Here is a 15811-nt window from a genome sequence, read left to right as displayed (position 1 = left end):
CCCGCCGCCGCGCCTGCCGATCGACTACCGCGTGGCCGCACTGGAGGAGATGGAGCCGGACCCGGAGGGATACGGGTTCGTCAGCGCGGTCTCCAGCATCCACCACATGCCGTTCGGGCCCTCGCTCGAACGGATGACCGCCGCCCTCGCCCCCGGCGGCACACTGGCCGTCCTCGGCCTGTACCGGGAGGCCCGCCCGTCACCCTCCACCACCCTCAGCGGACGCGCTTCGCGCGCAGTACCCCCCTCTTCGTCACCCTCCACCACCCTCAGCGGACGCGCTTCGCGCGCGGAGCTTTTCGCGGACGCCGCCACCAGCCTGGCCGCGCTGGGACCGCAGTGGGCGATCGGGGTCGGTATGGGCCTGGGGCGCCTGCTCACCGGCACGCCGAACCTGCACGGTACGGGCCCCACCGCCGAGATGCCGGTGCGCGACCCGGAGATGAGCCTGCGCGAGATCGTGGAGGAGACCGCGGAGATCCTGCCCGGCGCGCGTGTGCGGCGGCTGCTGTTCTGGCGCTACTCGTTGGTCTACACGCGTCCGGCCTGACCCCCGTGCGGGAGACGGGCCGTGTGTTCGGAGTCCGGTCGGGCGGTGTGGTCAGGCGCCGCCTCCGCCGCCGTCCGCACCGCCACCGCCGTCGCCGGAACCCCCGCCGAAGAGGCCTCCGCCGGAACCCCCGCCGTCGGAGTCACCGCCGTCTCCGGGACCCCATGCGGGACCGCCGCCGGTGGGGCCGCCCTGGGGAGCGGGCCCTCCCGGCCACGCGTTTCCCGCACGCGGGTCGGGGTGCGGGGCGTGCCCCTGCTGACCGTGGTCGGGCGGCACCGGGCGGGCCTCTCCGAACACGTACGGCTGGTGCTGGTCCGACGCGGGCACGGGANGCCGGGCCGCCGGTCCGCGTGGCGGCGGACCTCGTCCGCACCAGCGCGACGGTGAGCGCGACCAGGGCGCCGACCATCATCAGCCCGTACAGAAGCTCCGCGACGGTGTTCCTCACTCCGTTCACCAGGCGGAACGTGTCAAAGGGCAGGTCGAGTTCCAGGAGGAGGTGGGAGATGCCGTAGTTCACCCCCTGGACGAGGCCGATGGCGAGCATGAGGATCCCGGCGGTGCGGACGGCTCCCGGGAAGGGCGACCCCTTCGCGCGTGCGAGGGCGACGATTCCCACCGCGAGGAGGAAGACGATGCTGAGGACGTAGAGGGCTTGGATCACGGAAGGGCTCCTCGTGTCAGCGGGTGGAAGAGGTCTGGGGGCCGGGGTGCGCGGGAGGCGGTGGGGGAGGGGACGTCACCGCGGTCCGCTCGGCGGATCGCTTGGACGCGGCCAGCACCAGGAGGAGAAGCCCTCCGACGAACACGAACGAGGACACGTTGCGCAGGAGACTCAGCAGCTCGACGGGTGAGTCCGGGGTCAGCATCCGCATGTTGGTGAAGTAGAAGAGCCCGGCCTGGAGCAGCACGTTGCAGAGGGCGCCGAGGCCGAGCACCACACCGCCCGTCGCGACGAGTCCCCTCCGGCCGGACGCCACCGTGGCGGTGAGGACCAGGACGATGATCCCGATCACCACGTAGACGCCCTCGAACACCAGGGCCAGGAGGGCGGAAACGGAGGTTATGTCGAACATACGTGGCCTTTCCGGGGTCATTGCGCAGGCCGGACTCTGACGTCGGGCGCTTCTCCGCGTCGGGGGCCGGTGGCACGCGGCCGTCCGCCCGCGTGCCGTACGACGGCGGATCCGCCGCAGAAGTTTTCCACAGAACGACTTCTCCCGTAGAGAATCGGCGTTCCGGAGGGAAACATGGAAGGTGGCGGCAGAACAGTCGGAGGTGGCGCCGTGCTCGTGGTGGAACTGGACCGGATCAGTGGGGACTCGATCGACCTGGTCGGAGGCAAGGCCGCCGGGCTGGGCGAGGTGATCTCCGCCGGGGAGCGTGTGCCGGCGGGCTTCTGCGTGACCACCGAGGCCCATCGCTCCGGGACGGTCCCGGCCGACGAGGTGGCCGCCGCCTACGAGGCGCTCGGCGGAGGCAGGGTGGCCGTGCGCTCCAGCGCGACCGCCGAGGACCTGCCGGACGCCTCCTTCGCGGGCCAGCAGGACACCTACCTCGACGTCGAGGGCGTCGACGACCTCCTCACGGCCGTCCGACGGTGCTGGGACTCCCTGTGGACCGACCGCGCCGTCGCCTACCGGCGCGACCGGGACATCGACGACGACGCGGTACACATGGCCGTCGTCGTGCAGCGCATGGTCGAGCCCCGGGCCGCGGGCGTGCTGTTCACGGCCAACCCGGTCACCGGCACCCGTGGCGAGACCGTCGTGGACGCCGTCCCCGGACTGGGGACGGCGGTGGTCGACGGCACGGTCCAGCCGGAGCACCACGTCGTGTCCGCGGACGGCGCGCACCGGGGGCCGGACGACGGGTGCCTGTCCCCGGACGAGGTGGCGGCGTTACGCGCGGCGGGGGAGCGGCTCCAGAGGCACTTCGGCGCACCCCAGGACGTCGAGTGGGCCGTCGACCACGACGGAACCCCCTGGATCCTCCAGTCCCGCGCGATCACCACCCTCTTCCCACTGCCCGACCACCGCGACGACGGGACCCACGCCTATTTCGAGGTCGGACACATGCAGGGCATGCTCCGCCCCTTCACCCCGATGGGCCTGTCCGCGATGGAGGTCGTCGCCGCCGCGTGGCTCGGCTCCCGGGAGACCGACCCCGGCGGCGGGGACGGGATGGTGGCCGCCGTGGGGAACAGGTTCTACCTCGACCTCACCCCCTACCTCCGCAACCGCTGGATGCGTGGCTCCCTGCCAGGCGCCATGACCGTCTACGGCCCCCGGGCCGTGGCGGCGGTCCGCTCCCTCCTGGACGATCCGCGGTTCGCTCCGCGCTCCGGGAGAGGACGGGTCGAGCTGGGAAGGGCGGTCAGGGTCGTCGCGCGGGCGCTGCCGCTCACCGGGAGGATCATCGGGGACGGTGTGGCAGCCCTGGTCGATCCCGACGACGCCAGGCGCCGCTTCCTGAGGGCGGGCGAGGCGTTCCGACCGAGATCCACCGGGGCCCCGGAGCGCGTGCTCCCGTCCCCGGAGCGGTTGGAGTACGCGATGGACCTCCAGAACGAGGCGCTGACGAAGGGGATGGCCCCGATGATGGGTCCCCTGTGCGTCGCCCTCCTCTCCGCCAGGGTGCCCGAGCTGCTGCTCAGGGGGATCGCCGACCCGGGTGAGATCGCCACCGTCCTCGGCGGGATGCCGCACAACGTCACCACGGAGATGGACCTCGCGCTGTGGCGGCTGGCGGACGGGGCACGTGAGCACCGGGAGCTGCTCCAGGACACCCCGCCCCGGGAGCTGGCGGACAGGTACCGGTCGGGGACGCTCCCCGACATCGGTCTCGACGGTTTCCTGGAGCGGTACGGGCACCGCGGCGCCGCCGAGATCGACGTGGGCGTGCCCCGGTGGTCGGAGGACCCCGCGCCCCTGTTCGCGGCGATCGCCAACTACCTGAGGGTGACCGACCCCGACCAGGCACCCGACCGGAGGTTCGCGCGGGCCGCCGCCGAGGCCGAGCGCACCCGGACCGTTCTGGTCCGGAGGGCGCTCGCCACCCGCCCGCTCCGCGCGTACCTCGCGGCGTTCTTCTTCGACCGGGCGCGTTCCCTGGCGGGGATGCGGGAGTACCCCAAGTTCGCCTGGCTGTACGCGATGGCCGAAACGCGTCGCCAACTCCTCCGCGTCGGTGCCGAGATGGTGGAGGCGGGGCGGCTGGACCTGCCCGACGACATCATGTTCCTCCGGGTGCCGGAGGCGCGTGCCCTGGTGGACGGGGAGGACCAGCGACCGCTGGTCGCCGAGCGCCGTGCCGAGTACCTGCGTGAGGGGAGGCGCCGCCGGGTGCCTCCGGTCCTGCTGTCCGACGGCACGGACGTGGAGACCACGCTGCCCGCCCTGACGTCCGGAGCGGACGGGGAACTCGTCGGGGTGCCCGCCTCGTCGGGGACCGTGACCGGAGCCGCGAGGGTGATCCGTGATCCGGCCGGGGCCTCGCTGGAACCGGGGGAGATCCTGGTGGCCCCGACCACGGACCCCGGATGGACGCCCCTGTTCATGACCGCAGGGGGGCTGGTGGTGGAGACGGGTTCGACCATGGCGCACGGCCCGACGGTCGCCCGGGAGTACGGGATCCCCGCCGTGATCTGTGTTCCCGGAGCGACCGAGCTGATCCGGGACGGGCAGCGGATCACCATCGACGGTGGCACGGGCACGATCCGCGTCGAGGACGAGGAGAGATCCGGGGAGCCGCGAGCGGTGGAGGGCGGGTAGCCCGTCCGGGGACCGTGGCCGGTGTGACGGGAGCGCTCCGACCCCGGACGGCGAGCGGAGCTGGCCGGTGAACCCGGGGGCGGGGTGAGGTGAGGACCTGGGCGAGGACCGGCCCCGGAAGGAGGGGCTGGTCGGTGAACCCCTCCGGCCGCCGCGTCAGAAGCCGCCGCCTCCGCCGCCGTCGGCTCCACCGCTACCCCCACCACCGCCGCCGTCTCCGGCGGAACCACCGCTGTCGCCTCCGGTGGGGCCGCTTCCACCGAAGCCGCCACCGTGGGACCCCGGCGCTCCCACCGGCCCGTGACCGTGCCGGGACGGGCCTTGTCCGTACCCGGGCGGCGAGACGGGCGGACGTCCGGGCGCGGGGGCGTGCGGCTGGCCGGGCCGGGGGCCGTGTCCGGGCGGGACGGCGTTGCCGGGCGCCGCCTGTTGCTGGGGAGCGGGGTGCTGGTTTCCGGATCCGGCGTCGGCGTTCTGGTGCCGTCGGGCGCTGAGCACCCCGAACAGCAGGAGGGCGATCGCGAGGGCCAGAAGGAGAGCGAGCCCGATGGTGTAGCCCGTGACCACGCCCATGGGAAGCCTCAGCATGATGGTGGGGTGGTGGGGAAAGGCCATGAGCTCCGAGAAGGAACCGCTGATGCCGGCGGAGGAGTACCACACCTCCCTGAGGCCCGTGACGAAACCGGTGAGGACCAACAGGCCGCCGCCGGTGAGGATCAGGCCCCGGCCGCTGGGTGAGCCCAGGGCCCGGAACAGCGCCACGGCGCCGCAGACGATGAGCGGCAGGGAGTACAACAGCACGTTGAGGGCGAGGTGGATCATCGTTGGCTCCGGGGGTCAGCGCTGGACGGGACCGTGCGGGCCGGGAGCTGTAGGCCCGGGCGGGTACGGGCCCGCGGGCACGTGCGCGGGACGGGGGGCGCGTGCGTGCGGGGGCCGCCGCGTGGCACCGAAGACGAGCAGGAGCAGCCCGGTGGCGAACACGGGGTAGGCGGCGTAGTTCAGGCCGTCGATGACCATGCCCACGGTCCTGCCCCCGAAGAGGGTGTCGAGCCAGGCTTCGATCCGCGGGAACAGCGCCACGAGGACCAGGTTGAGCACCGAGGCGAACAGGATGAGCCCGCCGCCGATACCGGTGAGCGCGCGGCGCCCCCTCGGCGCGACGAAGCCGCAGACCAGTCCGGCGGCTCCCAGGAGCGCGAACAGGATCGGCCCGATCATGTGGGGCACGGTGGAGAAGGACAGCACGGGGGACCCTCCGCGTGGGGCTTCGGCGGGGCTCGTCGCACGGCGACCGAGCGGGGCGTACCCGTGACCCTAGCGGCTGGCGGGGTACCGCGAGCGGTTGCGTCCGCTTGTGGCCAGGAACGTCGCCCGATCGGGAGCGACACCGCGTTTCGACGCCCACGAAGGAGGATTGATTCGGGGCGCTGGGAAAACGCCTCCGCCGCCGTCGGCTCCACCGCCACCCCCACCAGAACCTTCGCTGCCGCATCCGGTGGGGCACCCCAGCCGGGAACGCCGCCGCATGAACCTCCGCCGTATGAACCGCCTCCGCGCGAACCCGGTCCTCCCGCCCGCCCGTGCCGGGAGCGGGGACGGTCCCGGCACGGGCGGGCGGGGGCGGGGCCCACTGGCCGCTGAAGGGCAGGGGGTGCTTTGTCCGTTTTGAGGAGGTGTTACCTTAGCCTTGCCTTACTAAGCCAAGCCTTGCCAAAGTTGTGGCTGGGCTCTCCCCTGCCTGGAGCCGTCGTGTCCCCACGTTCCACAGCCCTGTTCTCACTCTGCTGCCCGTCTCAGCACTCGTCCTGGCCGGCTGCTCGGCCGAGACGGAGGCGAACACCACGGAGGCCGCCGAGACGATCGTCGTCGAGGCCGAGAACGGTGAGATCGAGATCCCCCGGAACCCCGAGACCGTCGTGGTCTTCGACAACGCCCAGCTCGACATCCTCGACGCCCTCGGAGTGGACGTCGCGGGCGTCCCCGCCGCCGACAACGTTCCGGAGCTCCTCGCCGACCACGCCGAGAGCGACGACGTGGCCAACGTCGGATCCCTCTTCGAGCCGGACTTCGAGGCCGTCGCCGCCCTGGACCCCGACCTGGTCATCAGTGGCGGACGCAGCTCCGCCGTCACCGGGGAACTCGCCGAGATCGCCCCCACCATCGACATGTCCCTGGACTCCGCCGACGTCCTCGGCAGCATCTCCGAGCGCACCACCGCCTACGGCGAGATCTTCGACAGGGCGGACGAGGCCGAGACCCTCGTCACCGAGTTCGAGAACCGCGTCGAGGAGGTCGGCGCCAGGGTCGCCGAGGCGGGCGACGGCCTCGTCCTCATGTCCAACGCCGGTGAGATCAGCGCCTACGGCCCCGGCTCCCGCTTCGGCTTCTTCTACGACGCCCTCGGCCTGGAGCCCGCCGTCGAGATCGCCAACGAGGAGTCCCGCCACGGCGAGGTCATGTCCTTCGAGGCCCTGGCCGAGGCCGACCCCGACTGGCTCTACGTCATCGACCGCGACAACGCCATCGACACCGAGGGCGCCACCCCCGCCGAGCAGGTGCTCGACAACGAGCTGGTCGACCGCACCACCGCCGCCCGGGAGGACCAGATCCTCCACCTCGACTCCGCGGAGATGTACCTGGTCGGCGGGGTCCAGGCGCATCTCAACGCGATCGACGACATCGACGCCGCCCTCTCCTGATCCCGGTGACCTCCACGACCACCGCCGTGCCCGGGGAACGGCGAGACGCTCCCTCCCCGGGTCGGCTCGCTCCCCGCACCGCCCTCGTCCTCTCCGTGCTCGCGGTCCTGGCCCTGTCCGGCGTGAGCCTGTTCGTCGGTGCCAGCGACATCACCCCGGCACGGCTCCTGAACGACCAGGAGGCCCGGGAGCTGTTCCTGGTCAGCCGTGTCCCGCGCACCCTCGCACTGCTGCTGGCCGGTGCCGCGGTGAGCGTCGCGGGCCTGATCATGCAGATGCTCACCCAGAACCGCTTCGTGGAACCCTCCACGGCGGGCACGGTGCAGTCGGCGGCCCTCGGCATCCTCCTGGTCACCCTCTTCCTCCCGGGCGCCCCGCTGCCCGTGAAGATGACGGTGGCCTGCGTCGCCGCGCTTCTCGGCACCGCCCTGTTCCTCGGCGTGCTCCAGCGCGTCGCCCTGAGGTCCTCGCTGATCGTGCCCCTGGTCGGCATCATGCTCGGCGCGGTGATCAGCTCGGTCACGACCTTCGTCGCCCTGCGCCACGACCTCCTCCAGACCCTCGGCGTCTGGCGGTCCGGCGACTTCTCCGGCGTCATGCAGGGCCGTTACGAACAGCTGTGGCTGGTCGGACTCCTCGCCCTGACCGCCTACCTCATCGCCGACCGCCTGACCGTGGCCGGTCTCGGCCGCGACATCGCCGTCAGCGTCGGCCTGCGCTACCGCACCGTCATGGCGCTGGGCGTCGGCATCGTCGCCGTCGTCAGCGGTGTGGTGGTGTCCGTCGTCGGCAGTCTGCCGTTCCTGGGCCTCGTCGTGCCCAACCTGGTCAGCATGGTGGTCGGCGACCACGTGCGCAGGGGAGTGCCCTGGGTCTGCCTGCTCGGCGGCGGCGTCCTCGTGCTCTGCGACATCGTCTCCCGGGTCATCCGCGCGCCCTTCGAGATCCCCGTCGGCAGCGTCCTCGGTGTCGTGGGCGCGGTCGTGTTCCTGTCCATGCTGTTGCGGAGGAGTTCCCATGCCGGTCGCTGAGCGCTCCGCGGCCCCCGCCCGCGCCGCCGCACCCGCCCGCCGGTTCCCGACCCGGGCGCGGATCACGCTGCTGGCCGCGGTGGCCGCCGCCTGCACCGTCGCGTACCTGACCCACGGGGTCACCGGCGACATCGCCTACGTCGTCGAACGCCGCTCGACCGTCGTCCTCACCATGTTCGTGGTGGCGTTCGCGTGCGCCGTCGCCACGGTCCTGTTCCACACGGTCACGGACAACCGCGTCCTCACCCCCTCCATCATGGGTATGGAGGCGCTGTTCGTCCTGGTGCAGACCTGCATGGTCTTCCTGTTCGGCGTCGCGGGGCTGAGCGCGCTGCCGCCGGTGGCCGCGTTCCTGGCGCAGACCGTCCTGATGGTGCTCTTCGCGCTGCTGCTGTTCAGGCGTCTGTTCACCGGCGGGATCGGCAGCCTGCACCTGACCCTGATGGTCGGCATCGTCTTCGGCGTGCTGTTCGGCAGCCTCTCCGAGCTCATGCGGCGACTGCTGGACCCGAACGAGTTCACCGCCCTCCAGAGCCGCCTGTTCGCCCGGCTGACGCGCGCCGATNCCCGCCCGGCTGCCGTGGGCGGCGGCCGTCGTCGTGCTCGTGGGCGTCCTCGTGTGGCGTCGGCACCGGTTGCTCGACGTGCTCTCCCTCGGCAGGGACACCGCCGTGAACCTGGGGGTGGACCACACCCGCGCGGCCGTGCGGATCCTCATGGCGGTCTCCCTGCTCACCGCGGTGTCCACCGCGCTGGTCGGGCCGATGACCTTCTTCGGATTCATGGCCGCGACCCTCGCCTACCAGGTCACCGGCCGCCACGAACACCGGTACGTGCTCCCGACGGCCTTCCTCGTGGGCCTGTGCGCCCTGGTCGGCGGACAGTTCGTCCTCGAACACCTCCTCGGGCACGCGGGCACGCTCAGCGTCGTCGTCGAGTTCACCGGGGGCGCCCTGTTCCTGTACTTCCTGCTGCGAAAGGCCGCGCGTTGATCGAACTGACCGACCTCACCAAGGCCTACGGGTCCCGGACCGTTCTCGACGACGTGTCGCTGCGGATCGAGCCCGGCGGCGTCACCTCGATCATCGGCCCCAACGGGGCGGGCAAGTCCACGATGCTCACCATCATCGGCCGCCTGCTCGGGGCGGACGGGGGACGGGTGACCGTCGACGGTATGGACGTGGCCGACACACCCGGTCGGGACATGGCGAGGAGGCTGTCGATCCTGCGCCAGGAGAACCGTTTCACCACCCGGCTGACCGTACGCGAACTGGTCGGCTTCGGCCGCTACCCGCACTCGCGGGGACGGCTGACCGACGAGTGCCGCGCACGGGTCGAGGCGGCGCTGGGCTTCCTCGACCTGGTCCCGCTCGCCGACCGGTTCCTGGACGAGCTGTCCGGCGGCCAGCGCCAGCGCGCGTACGTGGCGATGGTGCTGTGCCAGGACACCGACTACGTGCTGCTCGACGAGCCCCTGAACAACCTCGACATGAAGCACGCCGTGTCGATGATGCGGCAGATCCGCCGGGCCGCCGACACGCTCGGCCGCACCGTCGTGATCGTCATCCACGACATCAACTTCGCCTCCGCCTACTCCGACCGGATCATCGCCATGCGCGACGGCCGGGTCGTCCACGCCGGGACGCCCGCGGAGATCATGACGCCCGAGGTGCTGGAGGACGTGTTCGACCTGGAGGTGCGGGTCGAGGAGATCGCGGGCTCCCGGATCGGGGTGTACTACTAGGGTCTGTTTTTGAACCGGTCTCGGCTTGTGGGGGTTGGTTCGGGCGCCCACGGGGTCCTGGAGGGGCCGGAGGCGGGTTCGTGAGGAACGGGCGAACCCGCCGTAGGCGCCGAGGGTTCCCGTGCTCCGGGCGCCCGAACACGGACCGAAGCGGAGCGGAGGTCCAAAAACACCGCCTGGCGCGGTGGGCGGGAGGACCCACCGGTCGCCTCCCGGGGCCGTTCCGGCCGCGCCCGGATCCCTGGCAGGATGGGGACGAGCCTCCGCGCGCCTTCCGGAACCGACAGGCCCGGTCGCGCCCCGCCCGATCGGGGTGACGCACCGGTCCACCCTCCGTGACCGTTCCTCCTCCAGCGGTGTTCACGGGCATTGCGCCGTGGGGGCGCGGTGCGTAACATCGCATCGAATCGGTTCGACGACGGACGGGACGGCAGGGTGCGGATCTCCGATGTGGCTCGGCACGCTGGCGTGTCGCCGAGCACGGTCTCCTACGTCCTCAGCGGCAAGCGGTCGATCTCCGAGAGCACCAGACGGCGCGTACGCGAGAGCATCGAGGCCCTCGGCTACCAGCCGCACGCGGGCGCCCGCTCGCTGGCCAGCCGCCGCAGCAACGTGATCGCGCTGGTCATCCCGCTCCGCGGCGACGTGCACGTCCCCGTCGCGATGCGTTTCGCCGTCTCCGTCGTCACCGCCGCCCGAGCGCACGACCACGACGTCCTCCTGCTCACCCAGGGCGAGGGCCCCGACGGCCTGCGCCGGGTCGCGGGAAGCGCCATGGTGGACGGCGTCATCGTCATGGACGTGGAGGCCGACGACGCGCGCGTGCCCGTCCTGCGCGCGCTGGACCTGCCCTCGGTCCTCATCGGCGTTCCCGAGGACACCGAGGACCTGACCTGCGTGGACCTGGACTTCGCCGCCGCCGGTGCGGCCTGCGTGCACCACTTCGCCGACCTCGGGCACGTCGACCTCGCCTTCGTCGGCCAGCCGCCCTCGGTGTACGAACGGCGCACCGGTTTCGCCGAGCGCACCGTCACCGGATTCCGACAGGCCGCCGCCGAGCGCGGCGTCCGCGCCACCCTGCACCCCTGCTCCCCCGACACCGCGCGCGACCTCGCCGAGGAGCTGGTCCGTGAACGGCCCGGCCTCACGGGCCTCATCGTGCACAACGAGCCCTCCGTCGGCCCGCTGCTCGACGCCTTCGCCGAGCACGGCCGCGTCCCGCCCGAGCTGTCCGTGATCGCCATCGGCCCGGTGCCGCCCGGCGCCCCGCCGCTGACCTCGGTGGACCTGCCCGCGGAGGAGGTCGGTGCCCGCGCGGTCAGCCTCCTCATGGACAAGATCGACGGCCCCGCGCACCCCGGGGTCACCCTCCTGGAACCGAGGCTGACCCCCCGGGAGAGCACCGCCGCCCTGGTCTGAGACCCACCGGCGTCGGAAAAAGTCGTCCGCCGTGGAATACCCGCCCCCACCCCCTCGTTGTACCGGGTGCCGGAAGGTGCGGTAGCAAGTGTCCCCCGGGCTCCACTCGAAGCCTTCAGGGAATACCGCACCCGCAAGGGTGGCAGGAGCCTTGTTGTGCCACGCGCCGTGAGGCGACCGCCGCATCGTTCCGGTGTGCGTGACGGCCCCCGTCGGGCAGCTGCCCGACGGGGGCCGTTCTCCGTTCCGGGGGGTCAGCCCCGCTTGGCCCTCTGCACGGCCTCGGCGAGCTCGTCCGCGTTCATGTCGGCGCGGTCCCCGATGCCCAGCCGCTCGGCCTCCTCCAGGAGGTCCCGCTGCTTGGGGATCGCTCCCGGGGCGAGCATGTTGAAGCGCTGCAACTCCTGCTCGCGGCGCTCGGAGAAGGCGATGCCCAGCTCCTTGACGCGCTCCTCGCCCACCGCCCGCCTGAGGGCGGGCAGGACCTCGCTCTCCTCCTCGTCGACGTGGTGTTTGACCGCGTCGACGAACTCCCGGCACCGGTCGTCGAACTCCTCGCTGTTCGGGTCGCAGTCCTTCAGCCGAGCCAGCAGCTGCTCGGCCTCGTGGTGCTCCTCCGTGCTGTGGCGGATCTGTGCCTCGTCATGCGCCGCCTCGGCCGTGGCCGGGTAGACCTCCTCCTCCTCGGCCCGGCTGTGCGCGGTGAGTATGGCCTCGATCTCGTCCAGCAGGTAGGGCCGCTGCTCGGGCACGGACTGGAGCTGGTCGAACAGCTGCTCCATCCGCCGGTGGTCCTGCGTGATCAGGGTGATGGCGTCTTTGACCATGGTCGCCTCCGCTCGGGTCGTGGCACTGCGGTCACCGCCACTACCCACGGCTCCGGACGCCCAGACGCCGACTCCGCCCTCCACCGCGTTCTTGACCCGAAATTGGCCGGGGCCGTGTCCCGGGCTTCGCACGTACCCGGGACACGGCACGGGGCCGCCCGTCGGTCGGCCCCGTGCCGTGGCGGGGGTCGTGACCCCCGGGTCCTACCTCACCCCGAAGAGGTGCTCCATGGCGAGCTGGTCCAGGCGCTCGAAGTGGTAGCCGCGCTCGCCGACCGCGGCCAGGTCGATCCCCTCGTCCAGCAGGTCGGACAGGGACTCGCCCTCGCCCAGCGTGGGCTCGGACAGCTCGGGCACGCGCGACGCCGCGAGCGCCTCCGCCACCTCGGGGTCGGCGCGGAACGCCCTGGCCTTCTCCTTGAGGATGAGGTAGTTGCGCATGCAGGCCGCGGCCGACTCCCACACGCCGTCCATGTCCTCGGTCCGGGGCGTCTTGAAGTCGAAGTGGCGCGGACCGTCGTAGCCCGCGCTCTCCAGGAGGTCGACCAGGAAGAACGCCTCCTTGACGTCCCCGGCGCCGAAGCGCAGGTCCTGGTCGTACTTGATCCCGCGCTGCCCGTTGAGGTCGATGTGGAAGAGCTTGCCCGCCCACAGCGCCTGCGCGACGCCGTGCGCGAAGTTCAGCCCGGCCATCTGCTCGTGGCCGACCTCCGGGTTGACCCCCACCATCTCGGGGTGCTCCAGCTCGTTGATGAAGGCCAGGGCGTGTCCGACCGTGGGCAGCAGGATGTCGCCGCGCGGCTCGTTGGGCTTGGGCTCCAGGGCGAACCGCAGGTCGTAACCCTGCTCGCGCACGTAGCCGCACAGGATGTCGAAGGCCTCGCGGAGCCGGTCCAGGGCCGCGTGGTCGTTCTTGCCCGCCTCCGTCTCGGCGCCGTCCATGCCGCCCCAGCACACGTACGTCGTCGCACCCAGCGACACGGCCAGCTCGATGTTGCGGATGACCTTGCGGATGGCGTACCGGCGCACGTCGCGGCTGTTGGACGTGAACCCCCCGTCGCGGAACACCGGGTCCGAGAACAGGTTGGTGGTCGCCATCGGCACCTTGAGGCCGGTCTCCTCCAGGGCCGCGCGGAACCGCTTGAGGATGTCCTCCCGCTCGGTGTCGGAGCTGCCCGGCGGGATGAGGTCGTCGTCGTGGAAGGTGATTCCGTGCGCGCCGAGGTCGGCGAGGCGGCGCACGGCGTCGGCCCCGTCGAGCGCCGGGCGGACGGGGTCACCGAAGGTGTTGACCCCACGCCACCCCACGGTCCACAGGCCGAAGGTGAACCTGTCGGCGGGCACGGGCTGGTAGTTGCTCATGTCGTGTGTCTCCTGAGGTAGGCGCGGGACTCCGGATTAGTTTGTCTAGTCCCCCAACTAATTGTCAACGGGGTGGCCCCGCAGAACCGCCACCCCGCCTCCGGGCAGGGTCATCCCCTGTGCCGAAGCGCCCGACACCAGGTCACGGGCGCCCGCGTCCAGCCCGAACCGCGCCGGGTCGATCGGCCGGGGGCGGTTGTCGTGGTTGGTGACGAACACCCACGCGCCGTTCCGGTCCACCCGGCGGACGACGTCCAGCCCCGGTTCGGGGAACGGACCCGTCCCCGCCGCCTCCGCCAGCAGCCGTGCCAGACCCCGGTCCGACAGCCGGGCCGACAGGTACCAGGCCTCACCCGCCCCGTGCCGTCGCCGGGTCACCGCCGGAAGTCCGTCCAGCGGTCCGCCCGCGTAGTGCGCCACCGCCTCGGCCCCCGCCAGGTGGACGTGTTCGCTCCACATCGTCACCTCCTCCCGCACCGAACCCAGGTCCAGGCCCACCGACTCCCCGGGGAACATCGGGTACATCTCCTCCACCCACACCCCCAGCAGGTCCCGCAGCGCACCCGGGTACCCGCCGGTGCGCACGGTCCCGTCCGGATCGGCGAGACCGCTCAGGAAGGTCACCACCAGCGTTCCGCCGTCCTCGGTGTAGCGGGCCAGCCGCTCGGCGGCCCCGTCCGACAGCAGGTACAGCGCGGGCACCACGAGGAGCGGTACCCGGGGCAGGTCGCGGTCCGGGCGCACCATGTCCACCGTGCGCCCCGAGCGCCACAGCACCCGGTGCACCTGCCGCACCGACTCCAGGTAGTCCACGCCCCGCGCGGGCAGCGACGGGCTGCCCAGCGCCCACCAGCACTCCGGGTCCCAGGTGACGGCCGCGTCGGCGACCACGTCCGCGTCGCGCGCCTCGGCCACCCGGGGCAGTACGCTCCCCAGCTCGCACACCTCGCGGAACACCCGGGAGTCGGGGCCCGCGTGCGGCACCATCCCCGAGTGCCACTGCTCCGCGCCGCCCCGGGAGGCCCGCCACTGGAAGAACATCGCGCCCCGCGACCCCCGTGCCACGTGCGCCAGGCTGTGCCGCACCGTCTCGCCGGAGGCCTTGGGCCGGGTCACCTCGCCCGTGTAGGTCACCCCGGCCGCCTGCTCCATCAGCAGCCACGGCCGCCCCGGGCCGGGTACCCGGTCGGCCCACGAACGCGCCAGGTCGGCGGCGAACGCGGTCTGCTCCGCCCCGCCCTGGCCCGTCCGGTCGGGGTAGTCGTCCACGGCGACCAGGTCCAGGTGCTCCGCCCACCGCCACGGGTCCACCGGCACCCAGTCCCCGAAGGCCAGGTTGGTGGTGATCGGAACGCCGTGCCCTCCGACCTCGCGCAGCGCGTCGCGCTGGGACAGGAAGTGGTCGAGCATCGCGTCCGAGAGGAACCGCCGGAAGTCCAGCACGTGCGCCGGGTTGGGCAGGTACTGGGTGGCGCGGGGCGGCTGTACCTGTTCCCACTCCGAGTAGTGCTGGCTCCAGAACGCCGTCGTCCACGCCGCGTTGAGCCGGTCCAGGCCGCCGTGGCGCCCCCGCAACCAGCTGCGGAAGGCCGCGGCGGTGTGCTCGGAGTGGGACCACGTCCCGTACTCGTTGTGTACGTGCCACATCCGCAGTGCCGGATGCCCGGCGTACCGCTCGGCCAGGGCGCGGGCGATCCGGACGGAGGCCTCGCGGTAGGCGGGGGCGCACACGTCGTAGGTGTCGCGGCTGCCGTGGGTGAGCCGGGTACCGTCGGCGGTCACCGGCATCGCGTCGGGGTACGCGAGGCCGAACCACGGCGGGGGCGAGGCGGTCGGGGTGGCCAGCGCGACCCCGATCCCGTGGTCCCCGAGCCGGTCCATCACCCGGTCCAACCAGTCGAACCGGTACTCGCCCTCCCTCGGTTCGAGGAGGGACCAGGAGAAGACGCCGACCGTCACGAGGTTGACCCCGGCGCGGCGCATCAGCTCCACGTCCTCCGCCTGAACCTCCTCAGGCCACTGCTCGGGGTTGTAGTCGCCGCCGAACCACAGCGGAGAGGACATGGGGACTCCTTCTAGTTTGGTGTGTGCGCCAACAAAGTAGGGCGAAACCCCTCTCCGGCAACACCCCCCACGCGAGGAGCACGCATGCCCGCAGCACGACAGGTCCGCACCCGCCACCCGGTCGGGGACTGGGAGGACGCGCTGATCACCGGTAACGGGCGCCACGGCGCGCTCGTGCACTCGACGGCGGACCGCGTCCGCCTCACCCTCAGCCACGAGAGGCTCTTCCTTCCCGTCACCGAGCCGCTGCCCGCCCCGGCGACCGCGCACCTCCTGCCCGAACTGCGGGAACTCCTGCGCCACGGTCGCTCCCGGGACGTCGCCGAGCGGATCGTG

The 15811-nt window shown here is 72.2% G+C and carries 14 protein-coding genes and 1 pseudogene; 9 read left to right on the top strand and 6 right to left on the bottom strand.

The features are described 5' to 3' along the window. On the top strand, positions 1-550 hold a 550-nt coding region (locus D455_RS35070), incomplete at its 5' end, for a methyltransferase domain-containing protein (RefSeq protein WP_017569486.1). A 683-nt stretch (positions 551-1233) separates the two neighbouring features. Here D455_RS35070 and D455_RS0104020 read toward each other — a convergent pair. Further along, entirely contained in the window at positions 1234-1629 is a 396-nt protein-coding gene (locus D455_RS0104020; protein ID WP_017569482.1) for a hypothetical protein, read from the bottom strand. Positions 1630-1839: 210 nt separating this feature from the next. On the opposite strand from D455_RS0104020, the gene D455_RS0104015 reads away from it, so the two are divergent. Next, positions 1840-4326, top strand: a complete 2487-nt coding sequence (locus D455_RS0104015; RefSeq protein ID WP_017569481.1) for a PEP/pyruvate-binding domain-containing protein — start codon at positions 1840-1842, stop codon at positions 4324-4326. A gap of 156 nt (positions 4327-4482) precedes the next feature. Here D455_RS0104015 and D455_RS34085 read toward each other — a convergent pair whose 3' ends face one another. Continuing rightward, the gene (locus D455_RS34085; protein ID WP_026122294.1) at positions 4483-5148 is read right to left on the bottom strand and encodes a hypothetical protein; all 666 of its coding nucleotides are present in this window, start codon (positions 5146-5148) and stop codon (positions 4483-4485) included. Between the two features lie 15 nt (positions 5149-5163). After that, entirely contained in the window at positions 5164-5547 is a 384-nt protein-coding gene (locus D455_RS0104005) for a hypothetical protein (RefSeq protein WP_241480150.1), read from the bottom strand. A gap of 500 nt (positions 5548-6047) precedes the next feature. Here D455_RS0104005 and D455_RS0104000 point away from each other — a divergent pair, with 500 nt between their 5' ends. The 6 genes and pseudogenes from D455_RS0104000 (at position 6048) to D455_RS0103980 (ending at position 11222) form a co-directional block, all read left to right on the top strand. After that, on the top strand, positions 6048-7028 hold the full coding sequence (locus D455_RS0104000; protein ID WP_017569479.1) for a siderophore ABC transporter substrate-binding protein: 981 nt from the start codon (positions 6048-6050) through the stop codon (positions 7026-7028). Positions 7029-7033: 5 nt separating this feature from the next. Next, the gene (locus D455_RS0103995; RefSeq protein ID WP_017569478.1) at positions 7034-8059 is read left to right on the top strand and encodes an ABC transporter permease; all 1026 of its coding nucleotides are present in this window, start codon (positions 7034-7036) and stop codon (positions 8057-8059) included. After that, positions 8046-8564: pseudogene (locus D455_RS35985) on the top strand (iron chelate uptake ABC transporter family permease subunit); the annotation flags it as partial. The gene D455_RS0103995 and the pseudogene D455_RS35985, both read left to right, overlap by 14 nt. A gap of 100 nt (positions 8565-8664) precedes the next feature. Next, a complete protein-coding gene (locus tag D455_RS35805; RefSeq protein WP_275040873.1) occupies positions 8665-9051 on the top strand; it encodes an iron chelate uptake ABC transporter family permease subunit in 387 nt (128 codons plus the stop codon). Beyond that, the gene (locus tag D455_RS0103985) at positions 9048-9803 is read left to right on the top strand and encodes an iron ABC transporter ATP-binding protein (protein WP_017569475.1); all 756 of its coding nucleotides are present in this window, start codon (positions 9048-9050) and stop codon (positions 9801-9803) included. The genes D455_RS35805 and D455_RS0103985 overlap by 4 nt, the downstream gene beginning before the upstream one ends. Before the next feature lie 435 nt (positions 9804-10238). Next, a complete protein-coding gene (locus tag D455_RS0103980; RefSeq protein WP_026122291.1) occupies positions 10239-11222 on the top strand; it encodes a LacI family DNA-binding transcriptional regulator in 984 nt (327 codons plus the stop codon). A gap of 254 nt (positions 11223-11476) precedes the next feature. On the opposite strand, the gene D455_RS0103975 is transcribed toward D455_RS0103980, so the two are convergent. The 3 genes from D455_RS0103975 to D455_RS0103965 all read right to left on the bottom strand — a co-directional run bounded on the left by D455_RS0103975 (position 11477) and on the right by D455_RS0103965 (position 15475). Next, positions 11477-12049, bottom strand: coding sequence for a hemerythrin domain-containing protein (locus D455_RS0103975; RefSeq protein ID WP_017569473.1), 573 nt, complete (start codon positions 12047-12049; stop codon positions 11477-11479). A 204-nt stretch (positions 12050-12253) separates the two neighbouring features. Then, entirely contained in the window at positions 12254-13411 is a 1158-nt protein-coding gene (gene xylA / locus D455_RS0103970; RefSeq protein ID WP_017569472.1) for a xylose isomerase, read from the bottom strand. Between the two features lie 57 nt (positions 13412-13468). Beyond that, positions 13469-15475, bottom strand: a complete 2007-nt coding sequence (locus D455_RS0103965; protein ID WP_017569471.1) for a beta-galactosidase — start codon at positions 15473-15475, stop codon at positions 13469-13471. A gap of 84 nt (positions 15476-15559) precedes the next feature. Here D455_RS0103965 and D455_RS29125 point away from each other — a divergent pair. Then, the coding region (locus D455_RS29125; protein WP_040684411.1) for a glycoside hydrolase N-terminal domain-containing protein at positions 15560-15811 on the top strand (252 nt) is incomplete at its 3' end.

The sequence above is a fragment of the Nocardiopsis halotolerans DSM 44410 genome (assembly GCF_000341065.1).
Lineage (GTDB): Bacteria > Actinomycetota > Actinomycetes > Streptosporangiales > Streptosporangiaceae > Nocardiopsis > Nocardiopsis halotolerans.
Note: the sequence above shows the minus strand (reverse complement) of the source record. Positions and strands in the feature narration are given on the sequence as shown.